Raw genomic sequence first — 26243 nt, 5'->3', positions numbered from 1 at the left:
TAATACATATGGATAGCAATGGCACTGTTGTTTAGTGCCATTGTTAAAGGCCGCCTGCTGTAAGCTGACCATTGATGATTCAGCGCTATGCAGCGCTCTTGTTAACGATTTCGTCTACAAGCAGGTCGACGATCCCATCTGGAGGAAGATCTGGGCGAAGTGCTTTTAGCTCATCAATCCGGCCTTCAATTGAACCACCCGGGTATAGCTCCACTAGCTTTTGGATACCTGACAGGTAGCCAAGCTGTAGAGCTACCTTTTTACGCACGTTCACATCGCTAGGTGTTGATGAGAAGGCCCATAGGTAAATACTTGGTAGAGGGAACGTCAGATACTGCTCAAGCTGTCCTTTTGAGGTTTTGGCTACCATCAGCAGGTGAGCGCCTTCAGAGTTAGCTCCTTTGACTTTAGTGCGAAGCGCGTCGATTGCAGAGTCTTTAAGACCAAACTTCTTTTGAATACGTTGTATCGCCTGCTCGCCAGGCGAACCTAGGAAGTAGATCGTACTGGCCAGCTCAACGTCATCACTGTCAAAGTCTTCATCTGACTGAGAGGCCATACCGTAATGAATGTTGAATTTACGGATTTCACGTCTGTCAGTGGCAAACTGCTCGCGCACCTGCTTGAAAGGCTTGGTCCGATGGTATTCATCCACATCAAGCCGGGAGGGCATCGTTTTTTCAAGCTCAAGGTTTCGACGTAAATAGGCCATGACATCCGGATCGCACCGGATTTCTTTATCGAGCACATCTTCGTTGATCCACCACTTACGAGTCGTTGCATGTCGAGCTAGAAGCATGATCAGTACGCCGCGTTGCTGGCCTGCAGCCCCTCCGCCTTTCACAACGTCTTCGAGGTTTAACGACAGGATGCGTGCATTGGTTCTGAAGGTAGTCGCGCCGCTGAAGATCTTGACGCGCGTATAGCTTGTGAGAACAGACTGGACATACTCCAGAAGTGATAATCCCATGCCGGGGACTATCTGTTTTTTATAGAAGTCCTGAATTTCCTGAGTTGATGCCACGACATCGGCAAGATCAGGAAGCGATGGCATGGCCCGCCACTGAGCGTATTCGGCCAGAACATGATGGCCGCTCCTGAATAGCAGCATGGTTAACTGCTTCCAGGTTAACTTGCCGTTTTTATTCCATCCGTTTTGGACGACCTTTGCATCTATCTCTTCATAATCTTTATTACCTGGCGCGTAGGCTTTTTCTCGTAAAGCATTGTCGCCTACATACATCTTGTAAGCGTGCTCGATGAGCAATGGCGTTAGGGTTGACACACCTGGGGGAGGTGCATCCTGGCCAGGTGTTGTAAAGAGCTGATTCAGGAAGTTAGTTAGGAAGGTAACTTCAAGTGTCGTGGGATGCCAGACACAGGGCTGAGTATCAAAAGGATTGATGGTGAAATTATCATCATCCGTTACGCGCTGATACTTAACCTGCCACTTTAGCTCCCTTGGAAGTATGGAGTCCAAGAGCTGGATGATGCCACTAGAGGCTGGACCAATATCGAGAGTAACCATACGCGGCAGAAGTCGATCAGCTGCGTATGCCTCTATATAAGCTGCTCTGATAGCTTGCAACATTACTGACTTGCCACCGCCCATGGGTGCGATGAACAATTCGCTTGCATACTTTTGCACGCCAGGCGCCACGTGTTTGAAAGGGAACATGCGCTTAGCTTCAGTCAGCATTAACAGTGCGCCCTGCATCCCCCCTTTTTGCCATACGGAGCCTGGTCGAGAGAATGGTAGGGATATCAGGCAGTCCTTAACCGGTACGGCGAAAGTCGTTCCGGCATAGGAAGTCGCACGATCGCAGCCTGGAACACTATGCTTCATCAGTTCATCAGGGTCATCTACATCCTGGCGCCAGAGGCTTCCGCCCCATGACTGCAGTTCATTGATCAACTTGTAGATCTGATTACGGGCAGACTCATGTGTTTTGGCTTGAGTGCAGACCTGCATTCTGAAGCCGCACAGGTTCTCTTGCTTGGCAATCTCAAGCAGTATCTTGGCATGCTCGGAAATGTCGCCATTCTTGCTGGAAAGAATCTTGACCGACTGAGCTACAGCCTTATGAGAGTTAACATAGCTGCGCCATTTATCAGCGCCTGAAATAAGGCACATCGACGTCCACCAGTGAAAATCGCGGGGCATCGAGTTATAAAGGCTATCGGAATCCATCCACGTTAGCGGATGGACATACATGTAGGCCACGGCAAAGAAGCGCCCATTTCGGTTACCGATACGTACGACGCCATCGTCATAAGTATCCATAGGCTCCGAAATTATCTGGTCTCTTAAGTGAGGCAGCCGGGTGTGATCGTCCGCTTTGCTATTAACGTTAAAGTAGGGCCGATCACCCTGGAGGGCAGGAGACCAGTTAGCAGGCGTACTGTCCGGTAAGTACAGTCTTCGAATCTCACGTAGAAGAGCTCTGCTATCAATAATGTCAGCGATTTGGGTCACCTGTTTACTCGTGATGGCCCGTGCAAAAGCAGCAAAGTTGCTTGTATGGCGCTGATGCAGAGTGGTCATCTTGGTAGCATTCATTTGGGTGAACGCACTCAGACTCCTCGGCATACCACCAAGAAGGCGGTTTGAGCCTTCCATATCAATCTTGAGCTGTTTCGAATCGCCCAACGCTGCAGTCGTTGTGGTAACTGTCACGGTGTTGTTTTCACGTACGGCCATGTTGCCCAACATAGCCTCACGTGACGTGATCAAGGCCTCCACTACAGCCATGTCTACGTTTAGCCTTCGCCATGTTTCGCGCGAAACATTGGTTAGGGCTGCCATATCCTGCTTAACCTGATCGGGATTGACTTCAGTAACCCATTGGATCTGAAAGCCAGGCTGCTGAAGCTGACTGGAAAGTAATGTAGTAAGCGATTTGATGGCGCTGAACCGCTCACCTCCACCAAACATCTGATACGCGCCCTGCATTCGCAGGCCGCTCATATAGCCGAGACCTGCCTGCAACTGAATTGTCATCGGGTCAATGACGGAAAGAACTGGTAGCCGGGAACTGCTGTAGCGACCGAAGAACTCATTTAGTGCATACAGAAGGCTCATTACTCGCCTCCCACCAATTCATCTATTTTCGCCCTTACTGCCTCATCTGGCTCGTTGGTGACCGAATTCAGCTCCAGGAGTAATTCTGTTGAAAGAGTAGCTTTTACTTTCGAAAGAAAGTTGCTCTGCAACGAGGTTGCAGTGATCCACTCTCGCATTGCGCGCTCAAGTTCAGGTTGAACACTAGGCTCGGTACTACTTGTCATAACTTGGACAACCTCTGCCAGTTAAAGCTAAGCAACCTCTGCCACGATCATCCTTGTGGTGAGGTTTGTTTATGAGTAGCACCCTAAAATCGATGCGGCGCATTAACTGGCGTATCCAAGCATAGGGCCGTGTTAGTGAGCTTTTCTAAAGATAGGGTGCAATAAATATTTATAAGGCGGCGTATAGGGACGTTGACTAGTGTTAAATGGGATACCAATGCATTGCTCTGCATTGTTGTTCATTTCTATGCATTGTTATGCGCGTCTACGCCGCAAGGATCTGCCTTAAGCGCCGGTCATAGGAGGTTCAAGTCCTAAATCACGACAGATTGCATCGACGTCCGAGATAGCGACTGCAGGCATGGAGACCACTATTCTTCCACCGCAAGCGCTCGACATTGGCGTAAAGCCCATGTCGTAAATCTTCTGCGAGTGTCGAATCATCATCAGTCGATCGTAAGCCGCTACATAAGCTGCAATGGGCTCGCGTCCAGTTGCAGGTTTTTCATCAGACGTAGTACTTAGCAGTGAGTAGAGGACCGACTCAGCAATCAAACCTGCCGAATACGAAAAGTCACGAGTCGGGATCAATTCCGTGCCGCTGTCAGAGGCCTGCTTGAGTATTTCGCCTAGGGGTTGAACGCGACTTGGGATCCAGGCTCCACGCACAATCAGGTTTGAGCGTTCCGCGTAGAACATGGCTTCAGGCAGTGTGCACCATAGTCGGGGCGCTGAATCGATAACCTGGCGGCCTGCAAACGGTGCCACGACAGCCAGGTCGGGATCCAGATCGCTAATACTGACTTCAAAAATAGAGCCGAGCCCGCCCTCTTTCATCAATCGGCTGCTGTCTGCTTGTCCGGCCATTGGCTTGAAGGACCATTCAGCACGCAAATGAGGAACAGGCAACTCTAGTAACGAATTCAAGTAGGCAATACGCGGCGCAATATAGGTTCGCGAAGTGGCATCGGTATTAGAGGTGACCATAGCAGGGCTGATATAGCTATGAGCATTACGGGCCGCAGCAATCAACGGCGATCCGGCCGGCTGCCTGGCTCCTGGCGACAGGAAATTGTTCAAGTACCAGTCAAGCCGGCCAAACATTTTCCCATTCCACTGGACGTTGCGCTCAAGGTAGATAGCAATTTGCTCAAGCACCTTGTACACAGCTTGCCCCTGCTCAGGAATAGACGCGTACTGCAAACCAATCTCGTGAATGATATTGCCCATTTTTTCACGTAGCAGCTGGTCTCCCCGTAGGTTGCTCTGCTTGTAGAGCTGCGTCTTGTGAAATTCCTTATAGCCAACGCTCGTATACCAAATGGTTCCAGTTGCTAGATCAGAGATACGGCTTATGCGCCGGTCCCCTTCAGCAGATACAGCATAGCCAGCTGATGAGGTGGGATAGCGATTGTCGTCCAGGATGACGACCCCAAGAGAGGGTGCCGGCATGATAACTCCTACAGTGGGCGCATAACGTAGCGCTGATATGCATAACCAATCGTAATAAAGCATTGTTATGCAGATTTATATTCAATAATCCTTCATGCACAGAAGCCATTCCCAAAATCCAAAAGCTTGTCTAAAGCTTGGAGCTGGTTCTGACCCGGAGGCTGCGTAAGATCCAGACTTGGATAAAAGGGGATTGCATGAAGCTAGGAGCCCTATAGATCCAGCCTGAAGGGACTATTCAAGACCCAACGAGCATCTGCCGATAAGTATCCGATGTATTCTTTCGACACTATCATAGTATTTCATTACTATGTAATACCATAGATATTATGTATGGTATGATCATATAATTATAGTATTAGAGCGCCACACCTGACGGAGCGGAGCCTAACGGGATAGTTTTGACCTGTCAAACAGATAGGGGGAATGCCCGGTTTCTTGTGGTAGCGTAATTGCGCTGGTATATTTCCCAACTATTACTTTGGAGCAGTAGGTAATGGCAGAGCATGACTCTGAGCCTAGATTAGGCTCGCTGGATCAGGATCAATCTCTAGAGTCGCTGGATGAGGGTGGAAGAACTGGCGAGGAGGGGAAGATCCAGAAGAAGTCATGGTCTGGCGTCATGTCTTCACTACAGCAGAACAGGCCAGCACTGTTTGTTGTGGGCGCCGTAGGTATTGTTGTTGGGCTGCTTGCCTACAACAAGATGAACAAGCAAGTTGTTGAGCCTACTGACACTTCTGTCAAATTGGCTCCGCCGCTTGCTGGCTCACCCAGGGTTACAACCGATGCAGTTGTCGCTGGTCTTGACAGCAAGACGGAGCAGGCAGCTTTTGAGCAGGCTAAAGATACAAACGGGACTTACGTCCCTCCTTTGAGTGCCCCTTTACCTGAGCCAGCCAAGGCTGCCGTGTCTACAGTAACTGCTGCGCCTGCCTATCCGAATCTGGCTCAGACACAGCAGACTGCTCAACAACAGCAGCAGCTCGATCAACAGGAACAACAGCGACGCCAAAAGATGCAAGAGAAGATGGCTGCCCAGCTTGAAGCTCTTGCTCCTAAGCCTAGGCAAATCACTTCTACTCCTGCTGTTCTGGACATGAGCGGTCTTAATAACACCCTGGCCGGAACTCAACAGGTAGCAACGTCCGCAGCAAGCAAAACTAAGCTGGGCTATCCCATGGGTACTGTCTGGACAGCCCTTCTTAGAGATGGCGCTGATACCGATAGACCTGGGACCGTTAAGGCTGAGATCGAAACTGGTCCGTTTGCAGGGCGCTCAGCCCTTTGTAACTTCACCTGGCCCAGCCGTGAATATCTGAACCTGGAATGCTTCGCTATCCCGCTCGACCATGAGTCACTGCCAATCAAGTTGGTAGCAGTCGGTGCTGATGGAATGCCTACCGTGAAAGCTGAATACAACGGACGCTACATACAGCGCCTTGGTGGCCAGTTCCTGGCTGCGTTCCCTGCGGCAGTGGCAGAAGGAATGCGTGGTTCAACCACTATCAACTCATCCTTCGGCAGCACAACTTCATCGCAAGAAAAGCTAAACGGAGCTGACCTTGCCATTTATGCCGCTGGTAAAGCTACCGCTCCGCTCCTTACGGAAGCTCAGAAAATTGCATCTGAGATCAAGGCCCAAGCGAAGGTGCCTCCCATGCAGATTATCGGCTTGATGCTTGCCGAGGATATCTAAGATGACTGACCTGAATTTTTTCCCTGAAGATTTCGCCTCTACCGTCAAGCGCGAGAAGCAAGGTACTGACTCAAGCGTTTCTTTGGATGATGCAGTCCTTCCGCCCAGTCCAGATATGTTGGATGTTGATCAGCTGCTGGACTTCTTACCAGACGCCACGCCCGGTATTACCTCTACTGACAAAACAATTTCAGTCAACGTAGATGAAAACGATGACCTGCTTGTTCCTCCTGCTAAGGCAAATCCAGTAGGCGTCACGCTAGAAACCAACGGTGTTAGTTTCGACCTGGACCTAGTAGATGAAGCGGCCAGCGCTCCGGTTTCCTTTAATGCCCCAGAGCCCGCTGCTAACGTATTGGCAATTGAAGCTCTGACCCAGAGTGAGCCTGAGCAACAGCCCATTAACATCGATGCGCCCGTCTCGCTCGATTCTTACGAGCAAGACGATAGGGCCGGATCTGCCGCGGGTCACATTTCCCTAGAAGGGTTATCTCCTGTACAGGGCGATCCCGATCTTACTGCGCTGATAGAAAGCGGCATGGCTGGCGCTGCCCTTGGGCATGCTTACGCTAATGACCATGCAGCGGATGATCAGGTGGCGGAAAGCCCTAAAAAAGGTAAAGGGAAGAAATCAGCCAAAGCAAAGGTCCAGGCTGCCCCTAAAAAAGCCAAGGTTGAAGGTGAGCAATCCTTCATAGAAAAACACAAACCCAAGCTGTTAATCGGGGCTGTGGTTGCTGTCATCTTAGGTTGGAACCAGTACAAACAACATAATGCTGCTATCGTCGAAGCGCCTGTTGATCAACGTCTTCCGTATGACCAGGCAATTGAGAAACTCCAAAACGGTACGGACAACGTCTCTCATCTGTCTTCGCAGGAAGAGCCCAACTTCGATATCGGCACAATGGCCCCGCCGGTGGGTGAGCCCAATTCACCGCAGACATCCACTTCAGCGCCAGATGTGTCTAACACAGCCACTGAAACTCCGGCCACGTTGCCTGTGGTGGCTCCTATAGTGACGGCCTCTGGTTCACCTGAAGTCATAGCTTCAGCGGCTCCAGTAATTCCCTCTGCAGCTCAAGCAAATACCCCTTCGCTAACCCCTGACGTTCTTCCTGTTCAATCAGCTGAGTCTATTCAGGCCCAGCCCTCGACTGTTCAGCCAAATGTTGTTGACCCTCAGATCGCCCAGCTAAAAGCTGAAGTAGAAGAGCTCAAGCAACAGCTTAAAGCGGCCAGTGAGTCAAAAGCTGAGAAGCCTGCACATTCCGTAAAAGCACCCGTTGAGCCCAAGCCTGCCCCAGTGGCCAGCCTGCAGAAAGATGAGCCAGCACCTGTACGGCAGGCTCCGGTTGTATCGACTCGTCATACGTCAAAACAAGGGGCTCCCAGTCGCGACGTCGTAGCTGCCAAGCCTAAGGTTGAGATTCAGTACCTTGGTTCCTTCGCCACTGAAAACGGCGCTATGCACGCGCATGTAATCGTGGCGGGAACAGTATTCGAGTTGAGCCAAGGCCAGTCTGTGGCGGGACTAAAGGTTGATGCTATCAACGCTAACGGCGTACGGATCGGTGGCAATGAGTATCACTAAACCAACGCCGATGCTTATGGCCGGGCAATTTCTGTCAGGCCTTCTGCTTACCCTGTATGTGGGATTGGCTTTTGCAGATACCGATACGACCCTGAACGGAGGAGCTATAGGCAATGGAAGTGCAGCATCCAGCGCTACTTCCGCGTTGGCGATGGCTACATCTATAGGCGCCCTGTTCGAAACCCTGACAGTCATCTTCGGCCTGTACTACGTGCTTAAGTCAATCTTTATGTATTCGCGCATCGTTAGTGGCAAGTCCATGGGCCAAGACAATATGGGAGGTGTTGCTTCTCATTTCTTGGCGGGAACGCTGGCCTATTACTCCCGGGCCTTTTTCATAGCAGTCCATAACACCGTTCCCATGATTCCCGATTTCGGCAAGCTGATATACGACGCCGAGTTAATGAAAAGTTTGATGTCTTAACCAGGAGCAGTACCCCATGAAACACATCAACAGTAGCATCAAGAAAAACCTTTCCAATCTGTATTGGAAAACGCAAATCGCCACAGGCTCGCTCATCATGTCTATTGATGCCATGGCAGCTGGTACGTCGTCAGACCCTCTTGGCGCGAGTGGATCAGCTAATAATCTAGGCACCAGCGTTACCAGCTTGAACACAAACCTTTCTGGTGTTCCCCTGCTGCTCCTGAATTGCTCTCAAATCTTTGGTATCTACATGGGCTGGAAGGCATGGGACAACTGGTCCAAGGTCCAAAAGGGCGAGCATGAAGCCAAGCCAGCCAAGACTGCTGGCTATGGCCTTGCTGCGATAGGCGGTTATTTCCTGCCTTCGATGCTGGGTGCCGGCGGCGCCACTATTCTACCAGGCGTCTGATCGGGAGTAGTGCAGTGGAAGTGCTATTGGGGGTCAAGCGTGGCAGCTGGCGAGAGCAGGAACTGCACGAAGACAAGGCTTATCTTGACGCTCGTAGTAAGGCATTGGCGCGTGATGAGTACAAATGCCGGGTATGCGGTCTGCAAGCAGACAAATACCAGGAAGCTCACCACGCCGATGACGACCATACCAACAATGACGTAAGCAATATCGTCACGCATTGTATGTGGTGTCATCGCTGTCACCATATAGGACTGGCAGGTCAGTTCGAGCTTGGCTACGTCGGTATATCGACCAATCGAGACCACCCGCTTCCACCGCAAGGTCAAATCAACCAGTACACACGGATGTATGACTGGATAGCTGCTCATGGGCGGCAGAACATTCCAGCCCATTACATTCAATGGGCTTATACGTTCGAAGAGTACCTGGTTCATTGCATTGCAGCTGCTGAGCGCGTGTTTGGCTCAGCGGAGCTGTCTGACTTTGCCGAAATCCTGACGACCCTAGATGACAATGAATATGCCAAGCGGGGAGAGATGTTCTCTGGTGTACGCCTTATTCATCGTCGCATGGAAGATCTAAATGAAGGCGCCAATGACTTTGAGAAAAGAGAGCTTGAGCGTCGCAAGTATTGGGTTGGCTTGCTCAAGCAGCGATTAGGGAGCCCTAAATAATGGAGCGTAATTTTGCCTCGTTTGGCGATCTCTGCATGATGACAAGCGGAGGGCAGCCATGGGCTCTTGATATGCGCCAACGCAATGGTAATCCAGCTCTTCTGGGTTATCTGGTCAACAGCGTATGCCATCTCCTCGTCGATGCTGGCGCGTTTACTGACAGCTTCCAGCGCACGGCGCAGGGTATCGCTGTTGTGCGAAACGAAGGGCGATTGCAAACACTCGCTCCGGCGCCCTTGGTAATGCTCGCTTTGCGCTTGGCCAAGTCGCGATTAATTGTTGGTGGTCAATGGCGAGGTGATGCGCTTGAGGCTGTGTTGAACTCATGTCCGGAAATTACCCGAGCGGAACCAGGCGACTCCATTTCTCCTGATGCCGCCGGTTACTGGGCTGGAAGTTTGATTAAGGGTCAGTGGATGCCAAAACCGGAGCGGGCACCCGAGCGCATACAGGAGGCAACCTATGGTCCCTCGCGATAATGACATGGTCGCAACAGGCGCTCATCTGGAGCGCGAGAGTTCTACAAGGCGTTGGCTTGCAAGTCTGCGCCTGGTGGAGCCACTGATGCAGGCAGCGCTTTACCGGCCTGGACTGGGTAAGGGTGTAACACAGAAAGATATTATTAGCGCTCACACTCAACTGTTGTTTCGCTCGATCGATCTGACTAACCGGATCTGGGATCGTTTTAACGATGAGCCGTCCCTCGGCCTGAGTGCTTACGATCGCTACATGGTAGCGCGGGAAGTGGTTTCGCTTATTGCTTTGCACTGGCGTGCGGGAAGTCAGCTAACCGCTAACGACTTGTCAGTTCTGGCGGAACACGCGGCAAACAGCGGCCTTGAGTTGCTACAGGATTTGAAAGAATCCCCTTATCGAGCAGGTGATGATGCTCAAGAACGACTGAGCAGTGCGACAGCCGCGTCCGCTCGCATCATGCTGGCCCTACGTGATCGGGTGACGCTTGGGCACGAAGTGGTTCCGCTGTGTCAAAAGATTACTCAGCATATGGGCAGGTTGGTCAATGAGCAGGCCACGCGCCTGAAATCCACTAACCACACCCCTACGATCAAGGCCCTCATTCGAGTAGCCGCTGATTTCTACCCGACTCTGTGGGATGCAGAGATCAAGGCTGCGCATGACAAGTTTAAGGCTCTCAAAGCTGATCCTGAAGCATTTCGCGAGGAAGCTGAGCGGTTGAGTCGTTGGCCCTTGGACAATTACTTCCGTCACGTTGAGAACGCTATGCAGCTCTGCCTGGAAATGGCGACCTCAATGCAGCAATTGCTTGATGAACAACCACAGCCTGAAGCATCGCCCAGCCGGTAGTACGCATTAACCCAGAGTTTGGTTTTGTAGTCCCTCTGAGTACTTTGAATGAACAACACAAGCAGTGAAGATGGCGGCGCGGTTTCGGTGATTATTTTCGTCATCGCAATCATTTTTCTTATATTCCATTTCTCTGATCGCATTCTGTCCATCTGGCAACACGCTATCGTGCCTGTCGCATATTGCTGGGGATGGCTTGCAGAAACGCCAATTGGCCAGCAGTTAATGCCGTTGTTGCACCGTGATCCTCAAGTTGTCGCGCGCATTCCTGCGTACCTGGCGAGCCTTGGCCCTGAGCAGCTCAAGGCCTTGAGTTATTCCGGAGCCAAGCAGTACGGTGATTACGTACACCGTTTTACAAGCCTAATTGTTGGACCAGCACTCATCATCATTGGCTTTCGGTGTTACAGGCACAACCGTATGTCTGATCCAAGAATGTTCAAGGTGATCATGGGTATTCCTGCGATCACAGACGTACTTAAAAGCATGCCTGGCCGGGAATGGATGCGCGATGTGGTGGACGCGAGCAAGCTGCCTTTGTTCTCAGGAAAAATTGCTCTCCAGGCACCGGTTACCCCTTGGAGAATGGCGGAGTTGTATGGCCTCTACAAAATGGATGAGTCAAACAAGCTAACCGCATTCGATCGTGATAAAGCCTGCGCTATCTACCAAAACACAGTTGGCCGACCATTTACCTCAATTGAAGCGCTAGCCAAGGGCCCTTATGCCAGGCTCTGGGCTGAACTCATGAGCCAATTGCCCAAAGAAGATCGTGACTCAGCTGCTAAAGCTGCAACCAAGGGTCATCTCTATGAGAAGACAGTGATCATCGGACTCATCCGCATGATGGGTCAGATCATGATCGTGAATTATGGGCCCCTTACCTTCATGCGATATCGGGACATCGCTTTCTATGATGCCCTTTGCTCATGCGGTCGTCGTGTAAGCCTGGCTGCCGGTGCCGGAATCATGGGGCAGTTTAGGCACGAGGTAGAAGTCTATCGCGCCTCAAAAGGCTCCATTGCCCCAACACTGACAGCAGGCTCTGAATGGGCCGCGGACTGGCTTGAAGAAGCGCTGCGTACAGATCCCTTTGAAAGGCCATGGGTCGAGACTGACGACATCTGGGCCGACTTTGATCCTTGGTTATAAAAAGAGGCCGCTATGGTTGCTGTAAAACCTAATAATCGTCAGTCCGAAGCCGCCAAGGAACTTGACTACAATCGTTATATTCGCGAGAACCTTACTTACTCTCAGCGGATGAACTATGCCATTCAGGAGCATGCGCCTCCTGTCATGATGGGTATGGGGGCGTTGTCGTTAGTAGTGCCTGGCCTACTGGAGATAACTGCAGGCGTTGGGAGTCTTGCTGGCGCCGCTTACCTTGCTACCCGACAGCCGCATCAATGGCCCTTGTGTACGCCTTCGTATGTATGCAAGGCAAGCGCGCTTCACAAAAAGCTCTTTAAGCTTAAGCGTATCCCGATCCTTGGTAGCGTGCTTCCGCTCAAAAACCCTATGGATATGATGGGCGACGGCATCCTGTTGCTCGGCTCAGACATGGATAATGGCGCAGCCCAGATCTGGACATCCATGGATCTGCTAGTGCGACATATGCTCCTGATCGGCACCACCGGCTCAGGTAAGACCCAGGCTATTTTGGGTATGCTTGCCCAGCTGATGGCCCAGGGAAGCGGCGGTATTTTTTGTGATGGCAAGGCAGATATCACAACCTGGTTCATGCTCTATACCCTGGCTCGCCACTATGGGCTAGAGCGGCAGCTTCTGGTTATCAACTACCTGACTTCAGGTGGGAATGGCACGAAGCGTTCCAATACGACGAATATTTTCGAAATCGCCTCGGCAGACTCACTCTCCGAGATGACCTCTTCGATGATGGGCGGCGGTGGCGGCGGCAACGATGATATGTGGCGTGGCCGCGCAGAAGCACTCTTTAACGTTGTCATACGTGCAGCTTGTGAAGATCGTGACTTCCGCGGGCAGACGATCGTACCTGACGATTTGCGCCGGCGGATGACGCTGCAAAACTTGCTGGAGTTACCTAGCAATAATGTGTACTCGCAGCGTGTTCGAGACGAGGCTCAGCTATTCCTGAATGACCTGCCGGGTTATTCAGCTTGGCAAAAGGCAACTCAGCCTCAGGCTAAAGAAAGCTCGATGGGACGAATGTCAGAGCAGTTGGGCTTCCTGCAGATGCAGTTTACCCGTGTTCTGTCTCTGCTTTCAGGCACCTACGGCTACATCACCGGGACAGATATTTCGGAAATCGACTGGATTGATGTTATCAACCAGCGCCGTATTGTCTACATCATGCTGCCTGCCCTTGAGAAGTCACCAGAGTCTCTCAAACAGTTGGGTCGGATGGTCGTTACCAGTATGCGTAACGCCATGCTCCCGATCATTGGGGGCGGCAAGCTTACCGGTCTTAAAAAGATCCTGATCGATGGGCGCCCAATTGGTAAGCAGATTCCCTATGGTTTGTTCCTTGATGAATACGGCAGCTATTGCGTAGAAGGTTTTGGGGATGTTGTTGCGCAGATTCGAAGCATGGGTGTGTTTGCCTGCTTCAGTGGCCAAGACTGGGCCTCGTTTAAGAAGGGCAGCGAGGTAGAGGCGAGTCGAGTTTACTCAAACACCGGTACGAAAATTTTCCTTAAAAGTTTCGATCCTGATACGGTCAAAATGCTTGTCGAGACGGCGGGTAAAAAGCTGGTTACGGTTGCCAGTACCTTCTCTGATCGCCCAAGTGGAGCTCGTCCTGATCAACGTACCCAGTTCCAGTCAGTGGAAGCACTGAACGCCCAGGAAGTTGACCGTGCGCGTATGGAAGTACTGGCCAAACAAGACCCAGGTATGGCGCACATCTATTTTGGCGGCATGCTGTGGACCAAAGTCAAAATGTTCTATCCAGACATTAAGCAGTCCACTCAGAGCCAGGTAAACAGTTTCGTACGGATGCGCACCCCAATCGGCGTATCGGGCATTGTCGAAGATGCAGAACGCCTGATTGCTATGAAAAAGAAGGTTGAAGCGATCCGCCAAGCCACAAGCACCTATCTGCCTACCGCGGAGGCACCTGTAATAGCGCTGGCGCATGACTTTAACGCCTGGGCGAAGATCACGTCAGAGCAAAGCAAGGAGCGCGGGGCTGAGTTGTTTTCAACCATGCAGCGAACAATCAAGCATCATTTTGGGACAACCAAACCCGCCGTACCTGGTGCTGCCTCGCCTCAGCCTGAAAAGACATCAAAGCCACCCGTCCAGCCTGTCGCCGCTCGGCCTTCTCAGCCATCAGAGCAGGCTGCTAAGCGTGGGCTTGAGGGAACGGCTGGCGCCTCTCTGGCAATGCTGGAGCAAGGAATAAGACAGCTTAGCCAAAAAGAGGCGCCTACGAATAAGGCCTTGGAAGCGTCCTCAGGCTTTGCCTTTGATTTAAATGACGTGCCAGAGATACCGAATATCCCAAAAAATTCTACGCCGGGGCAAATTGCCACTAAAGATAGTGAGCTACCGGTCGACAATAGTCTGATTCACCCTGCTGACATCTCGTTCAGCATGGATGATCACGCAGCTGATATCGAAACGCAGACCATGATTGCCCGAACTCAACTAACGGCAACCGTAATATCAGAAGTGAAGCAGCTGCAACAAAACGGGGGAGACGCGTTGTGGTCTGGCTCGCCGCCAGAAGCTCGCGCAGCAATCAATACGGCCATCCAAAACACGATGCCGACTGAACCTCAGAATGCATACCCAGAAGCGCCAGTACCGAAGGTTAGCTCCGCGGCACTTCTTAAAAACGATTTACTGGCCTTGAAAAGCCATCTGACATCCACTGCTAAAGCAGAAACGGAGAAGGAGAAGCAGGAATGAGAGTCATAAGCAGCACTGGAAAGGTCAACTGGCAGCGTTCGCGTGAGCTCCTGGGAATTATGAGCCTTGAAGTGCCCGTTCCTGAAGAGATCATCCGTCTAGATACTCTCTCCCATGAAGATGAGCCGCTGAGCAATGAAGCTACGGAGTGGCAGATCTTTGATATGCAAGCAACGCCTGAGATTCAAGAAATGGCGGCTGTACTGACTGACATGACTGAGCGTCACCGTGATTTCGACCATATAATGCCAGGCCTATGGAATCACCCATTAAGTCTGACAGATGGTGTGGTGGACAAGATACTGCTCTCGCTTGGCTGTACTCGACCTGTATCGGAGCAGCTCACTGCTGGCGGGCGTGTTCTTCAATGGCCATAATAATATTTTAAAGTATATACGGTAGTAAAACTATTTGATTTTGCAAAATAGCGGCTATAGCTTACGCGCTAATGGCACTGAAGCCAGTTCTCGCCTAGGAGCGCCGCTATGTTCAAACGTAAATCCAACACTGAATCTTCCAAGCCGTTATCCAACCTGATGCTTGAGGTTGAGAGCTACGTTAAATCCGAAGGTAGCAAGGTGCATGACACCGTTGTCGGTCGTGACCTTGAAGGCGCCCTTTGGCATGTATCCTTGACCACCACTGGCGAAGCGGCTGATAACAAAAAGCGCAACGATATCGAATCCTTCTCTAAGGACAAGAGCAATCATCACGTGCCTGTTGGTGGCATGATTTTGTTTTCTACCGTTTGGGCCAAAAAGCCAGAAGCAGATGGTGAGCCAACCCTAGGCACAGCTCGCTGGGCTGAGTTCTTTGGCCATGCCCGTCGTGAATTGGTTGTTGGCAATGCCATGTTTAGCGCTGGCACCTACGTTGACGATAAGAAAGAAGAAATCCACTGGGCTGAAGTGCGTCGTCTGGGTGTTCCACTGGCTCTTCCAGCAGAAAAGGCTCTTGGCGCAATCGCCGCGCTAACTGACCGCTGCAATAACGACAAGACCCGTGCATACCCTATTCTTCGCCTGGTAAACGAGCAGGGCGGTATCCTGGATTACACGAGCGTTAAGCAGGGTACAGTTGAAGTGGAAGAGGATGGCGAAAAAGTTCGCCGTGCAGAATCAGGAGCTCAGCTTGCTGAGAGCGCGAAGAAAAATACTCGTTTGATGAAAATGATCGATCGCGCCGCCAAGGGTGAAGGTACTCTGGAAATGATCCCAGTAATGGCGATCAAGGTCAGCCCCAAGAAAATGAATTCTCCCAGTGGTAAGAATCTTTTGGCTTTACATAAGCGCTTTGCTACTGAAGAGCAAATCTTTGCGAGCGAATGTTACATCCGCTTCGCCCCGACTGATGATCATAACTACGTTAGCCATTTTTCCGCTTCGCCTAAAGAGCGGTTCGATCCGCTACTTATCCAGTCGCAGAATTTCGAGGCGTTGACCTATAGCGCTGAGCTCTTGAAAGAGCTAGGCATGGATACGCCTGATGCTGCTGAAAACGAGGTTACGGCCCAGGTCGCTTCGGCTGAAAAGACAACTGTTGAAGAGAAGCCGCCAGTCAGCGCTGAAGATGATTACACCCACGACGATACATTCATTCGCTAAAGTATGCTGGCAAGAAGACCCCTCGCTTTGAGGGGTTTTTTTTGTCCTCGTTTTACCCACTGCATGGCAACAAGAAATTTTGATCGTTTCTGTGCATAGAAAAGCGAATCAATGGCACGAAACATTAATAAAGCTCATAAGTTTCCTGACTAATGCTTTTTTACTGTATCTACTATTGAATAACAGGTTTCTAACCTTTAAGATTATTTTCATTCGAAATTGCAGCAATAAAACAAAGCCTGCATGAAATCAGTTTGAAACTAATAGGCAAGGAAAGAGGCTCCCATGACCCAAGAGACGATTTATGTTGGCGCTGATATCGGATGCAACTATGCCAAGCTATATGCTGGTAAGGGTAAGCAGATCGCTATCCGCTCTACTGTCTCAACCAAGCCGCAAATCGGCGTCTCACTTCTCGGCTCTGGCCCTGATGAAGTCGTCTTATCCATTGAAGACAACGTTTACGCCGTAGGTCCGCGGGTTGCTGACCCGCTCGACACCCGTATCTCCAGCTACTACACCAGTGACATGAATGTCGCCCTGGCGCTCACGGTACTGCTTAAGCAATTTGGTGATCTGTCCAATGCTCAGGTAGATGCCTGTTTTGGCATGCCCTTAAATGTTTTTTATAACAACCGCGGCGAAGTAAACGTTGAGCTCATCAAGACTCGTACAGCAGCTTGGAAGCGTTCAGCGAAACTCTTGAATGGCACGCCAGGCATGCGCCTGCCTCGTGATGGTTCCGTATTCGGTCGTCTTCAGGCAGCCTCAGAAGGTGTCGCTGTATTTCTTGATCACGTTTTGGATGACCAAGGGGACGTAGTACAGCAGCCCGACGGTTTAGTGGTTGTGGTCGACATCGGTGGCAATACAACCGATATCGCTGTGCTGGAAAATGGCCAGCTCGTCTTCAACGGCACAAGTACCAGCTTTGAAGCAGGCTCGCTTCATCTATATGAGCGAATCGCTGCTAGCGCTAAAGATCGTATGAATCTGATGCGTACACCACCGCTTAATGCTATCGAGAAGGCTATTCGCGAAAACGGCGGCGTGTTGGCTATTGGTAACCACGAAGAAAACATCAGAGATATTCTGGCGATTGAGCGGCGCGCCCTCATCAATGAGATCTGTCCCCGGATTGAGAAAGCTGTTAACCGTCGTCTGGATGAGGTTGAAACCGTTCTGTTCGCAGGTGGCACGATCAAACTGCTGGAAGAGGACCTGAAAGCTGTCCGGATCGGTAGAGCAAAAACTGTGGTAGTAGAAGACCCGCAATTTGCTAATCCGCGCGGATACTATAAGTACACTCGGCACCTGGCTGCCATAGCTCAGGGGTAAGCCATGGCACGTCCTCAGCGCACTCGGCCGCGCCTTCAATTCCGATTCTCATTAGACCCCCTCGATCCAATCGAGGGGGTAGCCATTTCTAAGATCAACGCATTAGCTGATGAGGCCAGGACGCTATTAGGCGAATGCACAGAAGAAGAGGCGCAGCGCTATGCTATCAAGCGGTTGATGCTTCAACTGATCTCAGATTTACCTGGGCTTACAACGCCCACTGTACAGGTACAGAGTCCAACAAAGGCTCTAACAACCGAAAAAGAGATTGCCTCGCCTGTTAAGTCAGTGGCCTTGGGTTCAGAGGTAACGCACCTGGAGCCTGCAGTGCAGGCTGACTTTGAGCAGCGTGGCGAACCTGTCCGTGAGGCGGCGCAGCAAAAACAAGTTGTGCCAGCCCCACAAGGTGTTATTCACGTTGATCTCGAAGAATTGCCGGCCCAAGAGATAACCAGCAAGCAGGCGGCCCCGGTGAGTCTTTCAAGTGAGGTCAGCGAATCAGCTAGCCCTCAATCGCCTTCCAAATCCTGGCACGAATCAATTCTTGAACAGCCTGTAGTCCCCCGTACTAGTCCATTAGTTAGCCTTGGCTGGCCTGGCGCTGGAGAGTAGTAATGCGCTCAATAAATGACGACCAGCTGGTCGGCTCTGTGACCTTTAGTAATTACATTCTGCTTTATATCCTCGCGGGTATGACCGTAGCCATCTTGCTTTTGGCTGGTGGTGTGCTGGGCACCCTTTGGTACGCCAAGAACCGCATCGAGGCTGTCGAGAGAACGTATTTCGCAACGACCTCTACTGGTTCTCTCTTTCAGCTGAGTCCGCTTGATAGCCCAATTGGCGGAGAAGAAAAAGCACTTAACTTTTCTTCAGATTGCGTCATCAAAATGATGCAGCTCGATTATCTGAACTACCGCCGTCAGATGAACGAGGCACAACTGCGCTGCTTTACCGATGTTGGCTATAACAGTTACCTGGAAGCCTTCACTCGTAACGGCATCATCAATCAGCTGAACGATCCCAAGATCCGTCTAGTAATGGCTGGCACCCCGGGGCCAGGGGAATTCCTCAGCAAAGAGGTCAAGGTCTTCAAGGGCGTAGCGCGCCAGACCTACACAATCCTTCATCCTATCGAGATCGTTTACAACGGTAATACGGACCAACCCAGACGCGGGAAGATCGAGGTTGACCTTATACGCATCAACCAAGCCGACCGGCCTCAAGGGCTCGCTGTAAACGCAATCCGGATCTCCAGCAAATGATCAACTCCAAAGCATTTTGTCTTGTGCCGCTGTTAGCTGCACTTTCCCTTTCAATGACGGCTAATGCTGATGACGAGGCCGATGGTATCCAGACTAAGCGTACTGGTGACCCACTCGTAGACAGTGTTCTGACTTCAAACCGCCCGCTTACTACCAAACAGCAGCAGACCATTAAGAACTACCTTACCGCTGAAAGTAAGGCACTAGCGCCGTCGGTGCCTGCTGGAGCGACTACTACCGACCCCGAGCAGATTATTGATCTTACTAATGGCGCAAAGACCAAAACGCTCACGCTTCAGCTTGGGTATATAACCTCGCTGATGGTCGTTGGAGAGAACGGCGCACCTTGGCCGATCCGTCGCGCTCGGGCAGGGGATGATGCCGTTGTTAAAGCAGAGTTGGTTCCAGATTCGGGTGCTCTTGAGTTCACGCCCCAACAGGCCTGGATTCCCACGAACGTCATCCTTTACCTTACCGATCGCAATGAGCCGATCAAGCTGTACCTGAAGATCTCTACAGATCCTGCAGATGGCATCAAGGATTCGGTAAAAGTTATTGTGGATGGCGTGCCGGCTGGTAGCCAACCTTTGTTGCAGCCTAACCGCGTTTCCATCGATGGCCAGCTTATGAATGCTTTAGGCCAATCGCCTGGCCGCAACTGGACCAACATGCAGGTCCACGAGGCGGACAGTCTGCCATTCACCGTAAATTACTGGATGTCTCCTAACCGCGAGGATGCCATCGTGCGTCTGCGTGGTGCTTCTATGGTTGGCCCTGACTGGCTAACTGAGACACGAGACCCCGACGGTACAACGCGTGTGTATCGCTATCGGGAGCCTGTCCCTCTAATGCTAAGGGTGCGGGACTCCGCGGGAGTTGAGTACCAGGTGCGTCTCGATAACCCGGCAGACATTCTTGCGGGGAGAGACGGGTCTAAAAGCATGACGGTTAAGGCAACGTCTCAGGTTCGCCCACCTATTGATACGCCATTGCCATTTGATAAGCCTGTCGGCCTGGTCAACAGAGAGCGCGTACAACGTATTGCCCCGGCCTCGGCTGGAGCCCAAGAAACGGTACGGACCTACGAGAGTTTTGAGGGCAGGGGCCAACGTGTAAACCGTGTCCAGATCGTGAACGACCTTAGTTTGAATAAGGATACGGCTGCGCGGTTGATTGAAGAAAGCTACAAACGTAGGCCGGTTGCACCCGCTGCAAATGTAGTGGCTCATCCTCAATCTCAGGCTACGGCCGGCATCACTGTTTCCAAGGGCAGTGAGGTGTTCATGGGTAAGGCCACACCTGCTGCGCCTGCAGTGGTTACACCAGCTCCCTCAGCAGCGTCGATCACTACTGCTCGCGTAACGCCCGTTACTTCTGCAGCGCCTATGGCTCAGCTACCACCTGCTGTAACTCCTGCTGCTGCAAAGGTAGCTGTTACGGTCCCGGCTCCCTCAAGTGGCGTAAGTTTCGAAGTGCGCAGCGGAGGCCTATACGAGAACTTGTTCCGCCTCACCCAAAGCACGCAATGGAAGGCGCCTATTTGGGATCTTGGCGAAAATGATCGAGTGATCCAGGGCGGTTACACCATTACTGGAGCAAGTGCTGAGGAAGTCTTCAGCAAGTTCCTCTCCCCATTTGCTGACTCATACCGGTTCGACGTTGAGATCAGTCCCCTTGAAAAGAAAGTTTGGCTTCACTGATCGAGAATAATCATCATGAAATCTCCAAAGTACCTCATGCTTGCCGCCGCTATTGCCTCCTCACTATCTGGATGCATGAGCGATATCCCGAAGTCCGGTCAAGAAAGCCGCTACAACGAGTTGAACCGTGAGCTTGCTCAACTTAAAGCTCAAAGTGAGGCCTCGCAAAAAAACGAGCGAGTAAAGATCGTCAACGGTCCGCTCATGACTAATAAGACCATGCCACTCAAGCGCTCACCGTGGCTTTCCGAGAAGCGTGTTTACATCAAGGTTAAAGAGCCCTTGAACGGTAATGAGGTCGTCAAGATGCTCATGGACCAAGGCTTGAATATCACAAGTTCAATGCCGCTTCAGTCATTCACCTATGCTGGCTATGGCTTCAATGACGTTGATGCTGAAACCGCCATGCGGCTTGTATTTCCGGCTATGGGCCTCGATTACGTCGTAGATAATGATCGCCGCATCATTACGGTAGTCCCAATGCGCCCCAAGCAGTGGACGCTTAATATCAACTCGAATCGCTCAACCAATTACACCTCAGCCTCGCTTTCGGGCAACTTGGATGTAGGGACTGAACTGGCCAACTCGCTATCCAATGCCACTGGTAGCGGCTCAGCAGGCGGTATGAACGGTGGCTCGCTGGGCTCTATGGGAGGATCATCCTCCAGGTCTGGTAGCAGTGGTAGTGGGGATGGCGAAGGTGATCGTCAGGGCTCTTCCAAGCTTGAATCCAAATCAGACTTCTGGAAGGCAATGAAAGAAGATCTGGACCAGCGGTTAAATGTGCTGGTGCCTGTCACTGGCGGATCGGTAGTACCAGGTGTAATCAATACCCAGGCCGGCATGCCTATCAATGGTATGCCTCCATTGCCTATGGGTAATGACATGCCCATGCTGCCTACATCCCCTGCAGTGGCCGCTACTGGCGGTGGAGACATGTATAAAACTCAAAAGCTTGGAACGGCCAGCGTGAATCCGGTTACAGGGACTATCACTGTCCAGGCGCCAAGCTGGCTTTTAACTGAGATTGACAATTACATTAAAGGTGTTCAGCGCGAATTCAATACATCAATCAACTTTGAAGGCCGGTTGATTCTTGTCACTACGACAAAAGATCGTTCGGAAGGCCTGGACCTCTCGGCCTTTGCAAGCTTTGCAGCCGGTAAATACGGGTTGGCGCTCAATAACAATCCGGCTGGCGGTATTACAATCTCCGGTAACCAAATTTCTACCGGTGGCGACATTATCGGCTCAACCCGATTTGGCCTGGCCAAGTTAGGTGGAAACCCTGCAAACATTTTCATTAACTACCTCTCGCAGGTGGGTGATGTTTCGGTAACCCAGCGCCCTGCGATCGCAACAACATCTGGGTCACCGGCCGAGTTCCGTCGTATTGAGACTGACCTTTTCAGCGTTGTTAGCCAGAATGCTGTGGCAGGAACAGAGTCCGCGACAGTGGCGACGCAAAACATCCAGATCCCCGTGCGCTTCGGTACGCTCCTTCGAGTGAACCCGAAAATTGATTTGGAAAGCGGAGTAATCAGAACTCAGCTTACATTGAACGTAGCTGTACGCTCTCAGGTTAAGACGATTGAGCAGTACATCACCGATGTAAACGGCACCACTAAGATCCCAACTCAGATCACACTACCTGCAAACATTGACTATAACGGTGAGGCTTTGTTGAAGGACGGTGACACGATCATTATTGGTGGACAGCAAGAGACCAACGATACCAATTCTGGATCAGGGATTACTGGGTTTGAGAACGCAGGGCCCTTAGCTGGTCTTATCGGATCTACCAAGCGGCAGAGCCAAATCAGTACCTACTATTTCGTACTGACAGCTCATGTTTATGAGCGGGACGATCGTTCATGAGTAACAAGCCAGGCGTCGATTTGACGCCTAGTGCTGTCCTTGCCTTCTGGGCGGAGCGGGAGCCTAAGCTGCTTCCGTTCTTCCGCGAGATGGACGAAAAGGAGCACTGGGCACTGCAGGATATCGATGATCAATTTTCCGCACTGTATGTTGAGGTCACGGAGCTGCTCGATGAGCATGAGCAAAATACGGGCCTTGACGAACCGCTTGTGAAAGAGGGTGTGCAAAAGCTGGTTCGTACTGCAGCAGCGCTTCCATGCTCTGCATCTTCTAGATTCTTCGAATGGTTAGGTGATCGGTCTTTCAACTTGCCGTATGCACTGCTTAGTCATGCTCACGATCATCATAAGATGGACCCTGATTGCAGTGTTATCTGGCAGCGGGCTCGAATGACCGCTCGTTATCAGATTCTCAAAGAGATTGTTGCCGAGGTAACTGGAGGGGGAGATCCTCTATGAAGACGTATGACCAGTTGAATGTATGGACCAACGATCCTCTTATTGGCCAGGCAGCTAGACAAATTCTGGCGATTGCTAAAAAGCATAACAACCCGACGGCGCCCTTCATGATGCGCCCGGTGGAATATGACATCCCGTTTCCTTACACCTTCATTGAAGGTAACGAGGCAAAGGAGCAAATTTTTCGCCGAGTAGGTGTCCTTTTTGCCTCACTGGATGTGCATTGTTATTGGCGTGATAAGAAGCAATGCCTGGGGGTTGCGGTAAACCCTGGTGATAAGGAGGCTCAGCGATGGGCTGCCTTTGTTGAGGAGGGCATTGAGGTCATTCTGGATTTCATTAACACGGTAGACCTGTCTTAAAGGCAAACCATGTACGCTTTTGCATCTTTTGGTGAAAAACCGTACATGGCAGTGCTCATGTACGCATTTGCATATATATGTGTAAATCCGTACATGCGATTCGTGTTTGCTTAAAGGTTGCTGGAGGCGTACTTACAAGGTGGCACTATCGAGCATCTGCAGAACTTACATAAAGTTCTGCGTCCTCGTTATAGACGGGCAAGCTACTCTCATCAGCTTGGTAAGTGACCGCTACTTTCTTCTCAGCTGTAGCGACTTTGGCAGCCTTTATAAGATCCTGGTAGCTCATCTGCATTTCACCCAACCCGGCCTCGATCGCCGAAGTGATGGTAGGGAAATGCCTTCCATCGAAAAATTTCTCAAGATCCTTTCCGTTGAGTAGCCCTGGAAAAGAATCGCGCAGGTAAGTCAGAGCAGACTTTCCTTTATCTGAAAGCACGCCTGCCGGACTTACCCAGCGACGCTTAAGCGCATTTGTGATGTGTCCTACCACTGTCGATGGACGGCCGATGTTCTTTTCAATAAGCCGTTCCAGGATCGCATGATCAAGATCCACAGCAGATACCTCTGCCGGCCTCACAAAATCGCGCTCAAACGCTAACCAACCAACTGTTTCAGGCACGTCTTTCCAGATCCGGACATTGAGATCCGGAAGACTGTTGCTCTGTAGGAAGGCTGAAATGACTTCCTGGGGTACGGTAAGGGATTTCACTTTCGCATCAGGAGATAAGGAAGCGAACGTTCTTCTGGCAATCATGTTAGGAACCGCATCATGCTTAGAAAGCCCGACAAGCGACGGTGAATAAAAAAGCTGGGGCGAGGCCGGATAAACCGCTTCGTGAGCGCTAGCAGGCTTCACAGGAGCTCCTAGAGGCATATTAAAAGGGCGGACGCGCTTCCCCAGTTGCCTCATTGCCCCTTCAAGCATGGTCCGCGTCTGAATAGATATCTCCTGTGAATCAGTGCGCGGATAGCTAATGGCACCTCGCTCATAGGCAGATTGAATCAGTTTCTCTGCCTCATCCAAGGGAATATCGAGCTGTCCAGCAACAAAAAGCAGCGTGTCTCCTCCCGTCAGCAGGGGGGGAGGGGGTTTCGTCAGGTTTCGCGCTGGCGCCGGCTGCATTAGCCTTTCATCGAAATTTTTGAAAGCCTTTTCGAGCGCATGGAGGCTGGCTTTCTTTGAGTCAGGGCCTTTGGCTGAAATTCTCCAGCCCGGCTCGCTTGGGTGGGAGCCCATTAAGCGCCAGCGAGAAAGAGGTCGTTCATTGATGGCCTGAGCAATCTTGCTGCTTATACGGCCGGCTGTCTGATGTATCGATCGATCAGAGCAAAGATAGCCAATAGCGCGGTCAATCGCTCTGGTTGCCATCATTGTAAGGCATACATCACGGTCTATGTTTCGAGGGACAGAGAATGCGTGACGTACTGACTCGGTATTGAGCGCAGATGCAGTGATGCGCAACACCTCAGCTGTGGAATTATTCTTTCGAAGGAGCGTTACAACCTGAGCGGCGATCAGTTCTCCAGCACGGTCGGCATCAGTCATGATGAATACTTTCTTAGCATCACGGAAACGCTGCGAAAGAAATCGTATCGTGCCTTCAGATATAGCAACCCATTTCGTTGGCTTTAAGTCGGATGGGTCAAGTCCTAACTGATCGATAGGCATGTCATAAAGCGAACCCCTGGTAGCTATGACTTGGCCAGAGATACTTAACTCAGCAAGAATTTTAGAGAGAAGCTTAACCTTGCCTGGTGCTTCAATCACTATGAGTGTATCGGCCATCGTATTACTACCGCGATTCTAATTGCATTAGATAATTCTAATCTGCTTCTTGGTTTCCTGCCATGCACAAATCTTTGAGCATGCAGAGTCCCTTCACTGATTACTAAGCGATCACTCAAGCAGCTCTGTGCTGTCAGGCTCTATATATATTTCTTTTACTAATATATAGGGATGCAACCATTTCTCTTAAAATCCTTATAAAACAATAGCTTATAAATGCTGATCTTCATTAAAGTGTTCTCGTATGACGAAACAAAGTGTTCTCGCATGACGACTAAAAGTGCTCTCGCATGACGAGTCGGGCACAAGATTTTGTTCTCGCATGACGAATGTGTTCTCGCATGACGAAGCCAGGCTATAAAAGTGTTCTCGTATGACGAGTGAGATTTATCAGGAGTGTTCTCGTATGACGATCCTTGGGGATAAGTCCATCAATTATTAATTCTGCTCATAGACATCCAAGTCAATAATTTGGCTGTCAATGTATATAGGGGCCTGAAGACATTGGGCCTAGGTGGCATCTAGATAATGCATTAGCGCTCTTCATATACAACGCAGATTTGCTTACCTGCTCTTTATTGGACAAAACTTAATGCACCTGGCATTCTTTATCCGATTAAACCTAATGTTTTACTATAGGATATAAGAAGACATTTCATGCGTGGCTCCTTCATCAAAAAGGTTGGGTCCAGTCGCAAAGGTCCGCGTAGCTGGCTACAAGGAGGTGAAGTGGCCAAAGCAGGGTTTGCAATATACCGCTTAAACGTTCACACATTCGTGCTGGGATGTAAGCGGAAAACGCGCAGAGCTTCTATTCCTGCGTGGGCTGACTCTGCAGATACTCCTTTAGGTTTTCAAAGGTTGCGCCGCCAGCGCTACAGGCGAAGTAAGCGCGCGACCATAGTGCAGCACTTTTGCTTTGTCGCGGGATATGCGTGTTGAGTATCCGTATGCGGCGAGACGAAACAGTATTGAGTATGAACACTGAAATATGCGGTACCAGATTAACACTTATCCATTGCTACCCCGAGGCAGATGACTTTGAGTGCGGCCAGGCCGTCAAGCGTGTACAGGTAGTCGGCTGGAAAT

General features: G+C 50.9%; 21 protein-coding genes and 1 pseudogene. 18 read left to right on the top strand and 4 right to left on the bottom strand.

Translation table 11 applies throughout. The features are described 5' to 3' along the window. Positions 1 to 85: 85 nt before the first annotated feature. Positions 86 to 3082 (bottom strand): type IV secretion protein IcmB, encoded by a 2997-nt coding sequence (locus PLU01S_RS21305; protein ID WP_074828727.1) that lies wholly within the window; start codon positions 3080 to 3082, stop codon positions 86 to 88. A gap of 491 nt (positions 3083 to 3573) precedes the next feature. Then, positions 3574 to 4740 carry a transposase gene (locus PLU01S_RS21300; protein ID WP_074828723.1) on the bottom strand — a complete coding sequence of 389 codons (1167 nt, stop codon included), beginning with the start codon at positions 4738 to 4740 and terminating at the stop codon, positions 3574 to 3576. A 496-nt stretch (positions 4741 to 5236) separates the two neighbouring features. Here PLU01S_RS21300 and PLU01S_RS21295 point away from each other — a divergent pair, with 496 nt between their 5' ends. From PLU01S_RS21295 to PLU01S_RS21210, 18 genes are all read left to right on the top strand, one after another. After that, on the top strand, positions 5237 to 6439 hold the full coding sequence (locus PLU01S_RS21295; protein WP_074828718.1) for a TraB/TrbI/VirB10 family type IV secretion system protein: 1203 nt from the start codon (positions 5237 to 5239) through the stop codon (positions 6437 to 6439). Position 6440: 1 nt separating this feature from the next. Continuing rightward, positions 6441 to 8030 (top strand): RodZ family helix-turn-helix domain-containing protein, encoded by a 1590-nt coding sequence (locus tag PLU01S_RS21290; protein WP_074828715.1) that lies wholly within the window; start codon positions 6441 to 6443, stop codon positions 8028 to 8030. Continuing rightward, the gene (locus PLU01S_RS21285; protein ID WP_074828713.1) at positions 8017 to 8454 is read left to right on the top strand and encodes a hypothetical protein; all 438 of its coding nucleotides are present in this window, start codon (positions 8017 to 8019) and stop codon (positions 8452 to 8454) included. Before PLU01S_RS21290 ends, PLU01S_RS21285 begins: the two co-directional genes overlap by 14 nt. A gap of 16 nt (positions 8455 to 8470) precedes the next feature. Next, a complete protein-coding gene (locus tag PLU01S_RS21280; protein WP_074828710.1) occupies positions 8471 to 8866 on the top strand; it encodes a hypothetical protein in 396 nt (131 codons plus the stop codon). Between the two features lie 14 nt (positions 8867 to 8880). Further along, positions 8881 to 9543: an HNH endonuclease signature motif containing protein gene (locus PLU01S_RS21275; protein WP_019364757.1), complete on the top strand. Its 663-nt coding sequence runs from the start codon at positions 8881 to 8883 to the stop codon at positions 9541 to 9543. Next, positions 9543 to 10022 (top strand): hypothetical protein, encoded by a 480-nt coding sequence (locus PLU01S_RS21270; RefSeq protein WP_019364758.1) that lies wholly within the window; start codon positions 9543 to 9545, stop codon positions 10020 to 10022. The genes PLU01S_RS21275 and PLU01S_RS21270 overlap by 1 nt, the downstream gene beginning before the upstream one ends. After that, positions 10006 to 10869, top strand: coding sequence for a hypothetical protein (locus tag PLU01S_RS21265; RefSeq protein WP_074828707.1), 864 nt, complete (start codon positions 10006 to 10008; stop codon positions 10867 to 10869). Before PLU01S_RS21270 ends, PLU01S_RS21265 begins: the two co-directional genes overlap by 17 nt. A gap of 48 nt (positions 10870 to 10917) precedes the next feature. Then, positions 10918 to 12021 carry a hypothetical protein gene (locus PLU01S_RS21260; RefSeq protein WP_074828704.1) on the top strand — a complete coding sequence of 368 codons (1104 nt, stop codon included), beginning with the start codon at positions 10918 to 10920 and terminating at the stop codon, positions 12019 to 12021. A 12-nt stretch (positions 12022 to 12033) separates the two neighbouring features. Next, positions 12034 to 14763 carry a type IV secretion system DNA-binding domain-containing protein gene (locus tag PLU01S_RS21255; RefSeq protein ID WP_074828701.1) on the top strand — a complete coding sequence of 910 codons (2730 nt, stop codon included), beginning with the start codon at positions 12034 to 12036 and terminating at the stop codon, positions 14761 to 14763. After that, on the top strand, positions 14760 to 15140 hold the full coding sequence (locus PLU01S_RS21250; protein ID WP_074828698.1) for a hypothetical protein: 381 nt from the start codon (positions 14760 to 14762) through the stop codon (positions 15138 to 15140). The genes PLU01S_RS21255 and PLU01S_RS21250 overlap by 4 nt, the downstream gene beginning before the upstream one ends. 108 nt (positions 15141 to 15248) lie before the next feature. After that, positions 15249 to 16367 carry a hypothetical protein gene (locus tag PLU01S_RS21245; RefSeq protein ID WP_074828695.1) on the top strand — a complete coding sequence of 373 codons (1119 nt, stop codon included), beginning with the start codon at positions 15249 to 15251 and terminating at the stop codon, positions 16365 to 16367. A 285-nt stretch (positions 16368 to 16652) separates the two neighbouring features. Further along, complete coding sequence (locus PLU01S_RS21240; RefSeq protein ID WP_074828692.1) at positions 16653 to 17705, top strand: ParM/StbA family protein; 1053 nt, start codon at positions 16653 to 16655, stop codon at positions 17703 to 17705. A 3-nt stretch (positions 17706 to 17708) separates the two neighbouring features. Beyond that, the gene (locus PLU01S_RS21235) at positions 17709 to 18317 is read left to right on the top strand and encodes a hypothetical protein (RefSeq protein WP_074828689.1); all 609 of its coding nucleotides are present in this window, start codon (positions 17709 to 17711) and stop codon (positions 18315 to 18317) included. Positions 18318 to 18319: 2 nt separating this feature from the next. Then, positions 18320 to 18967: a DotI/IcmL family type IV secretion protein gene (locus tag PLU01S_RS21230; protein WP_019364766.1), complete on the top strand. Its 648-nt coding sequence runs from the start codon at positions 18320 to 18322 to the stop codon at positions 18965 to 18967. Continuing rightward, positions 18964 to 20667: a DotH/IcmK family type IV secretion protein gene (locus PLU01S_RS21225; protein WP_074828685.1), complete on the top strand. Its 1704-nt coding sequence runs from the start codon at positions 18964 to 18966 to the stop codon at positions 20665 to 20667. The genes PLU01S_RS21230 and PLU01S_RS21225 overlap by 4 nt, the downstream gene beginning before the upstream one ends. Before the next feature lie 15 nt (positions 20668 to 20682). After that, positions 20683 to 22545, top strand: a complete 1863-nt coding sequence (locus tag PLU01S_RS21220) for a hypothetical protein (protein ID WP_169715111.1) — start codon at positions 20683 to 20685, stop codon at positions 22543 to 22545. Beyond that, positions 22542 to 23003, top strand: a complete 462-nt coding sequence (locus PLU01S_RS21215) for a type IVB secretion system protein IcmW (protein ID WP_019364769.1) — start codon at positions 22542 to 22544, stop codon at positions 23001 to 23003. Before PLU01S_RS21220 ends, PLU01S_RS21215 begins: the two co-directional genes overlap by 4 nt. Further along, positions 23000 to 23365, top strand: a complete 366-nt coding sequence (locus PLU01S_RS21210; protein ID WP_019364770.1) for a hypothetical protein — start codon at positions 23000 to 23002, stop codon at positions 23363 to 23365. Before PLU01S_RS21215 ends, PLU01S_RS21210 begins: the two co-directional genes overlap by 4 nt. A 145-nt stretch (positions 23366 to 23510) precedes the next feature. Here PLU01S_RS21210 and PLU01S_RS21205 read toward each other — a convergent pair whose 3' ends face one another. Beyond that, complete coding sequence (locus PLU01S_RS21205; RefSeq protein ID WP_074828681.1) at positions 23511 to 25154, bottom strand: DNA topoisomerase; 1644 nt, start codon at positions 25152 to 25154, stop codon at positions 23511 to 23513. Between the two features lie 811 nt (positions 25155 to 25965). Continuing rightward, positions 25966 to 26145 (bottom strand): annotated as a pseudogene (locus tag PLU01S_RS21200) (transposase); the annotation flags it as partial. Positions 26146 to 26243 lie beyond the last annotated feature (98 nt).

Source organism: Pseudomonas luteola NBRC 103146 (assembly GCF_002091675.1).
Classification (GTDB): domain Bacteria; phylum Pseudomonadota; class Gammaproteobacteria; order Pseudomonadales; family Pseudomonadaceae; genus Chryseomonas; species Chryseomonas luteola.
Note: the sequence above shows the minus strand (reverse complement) of the source record. Positions and strands in the feature narration are given on the sequence as shown.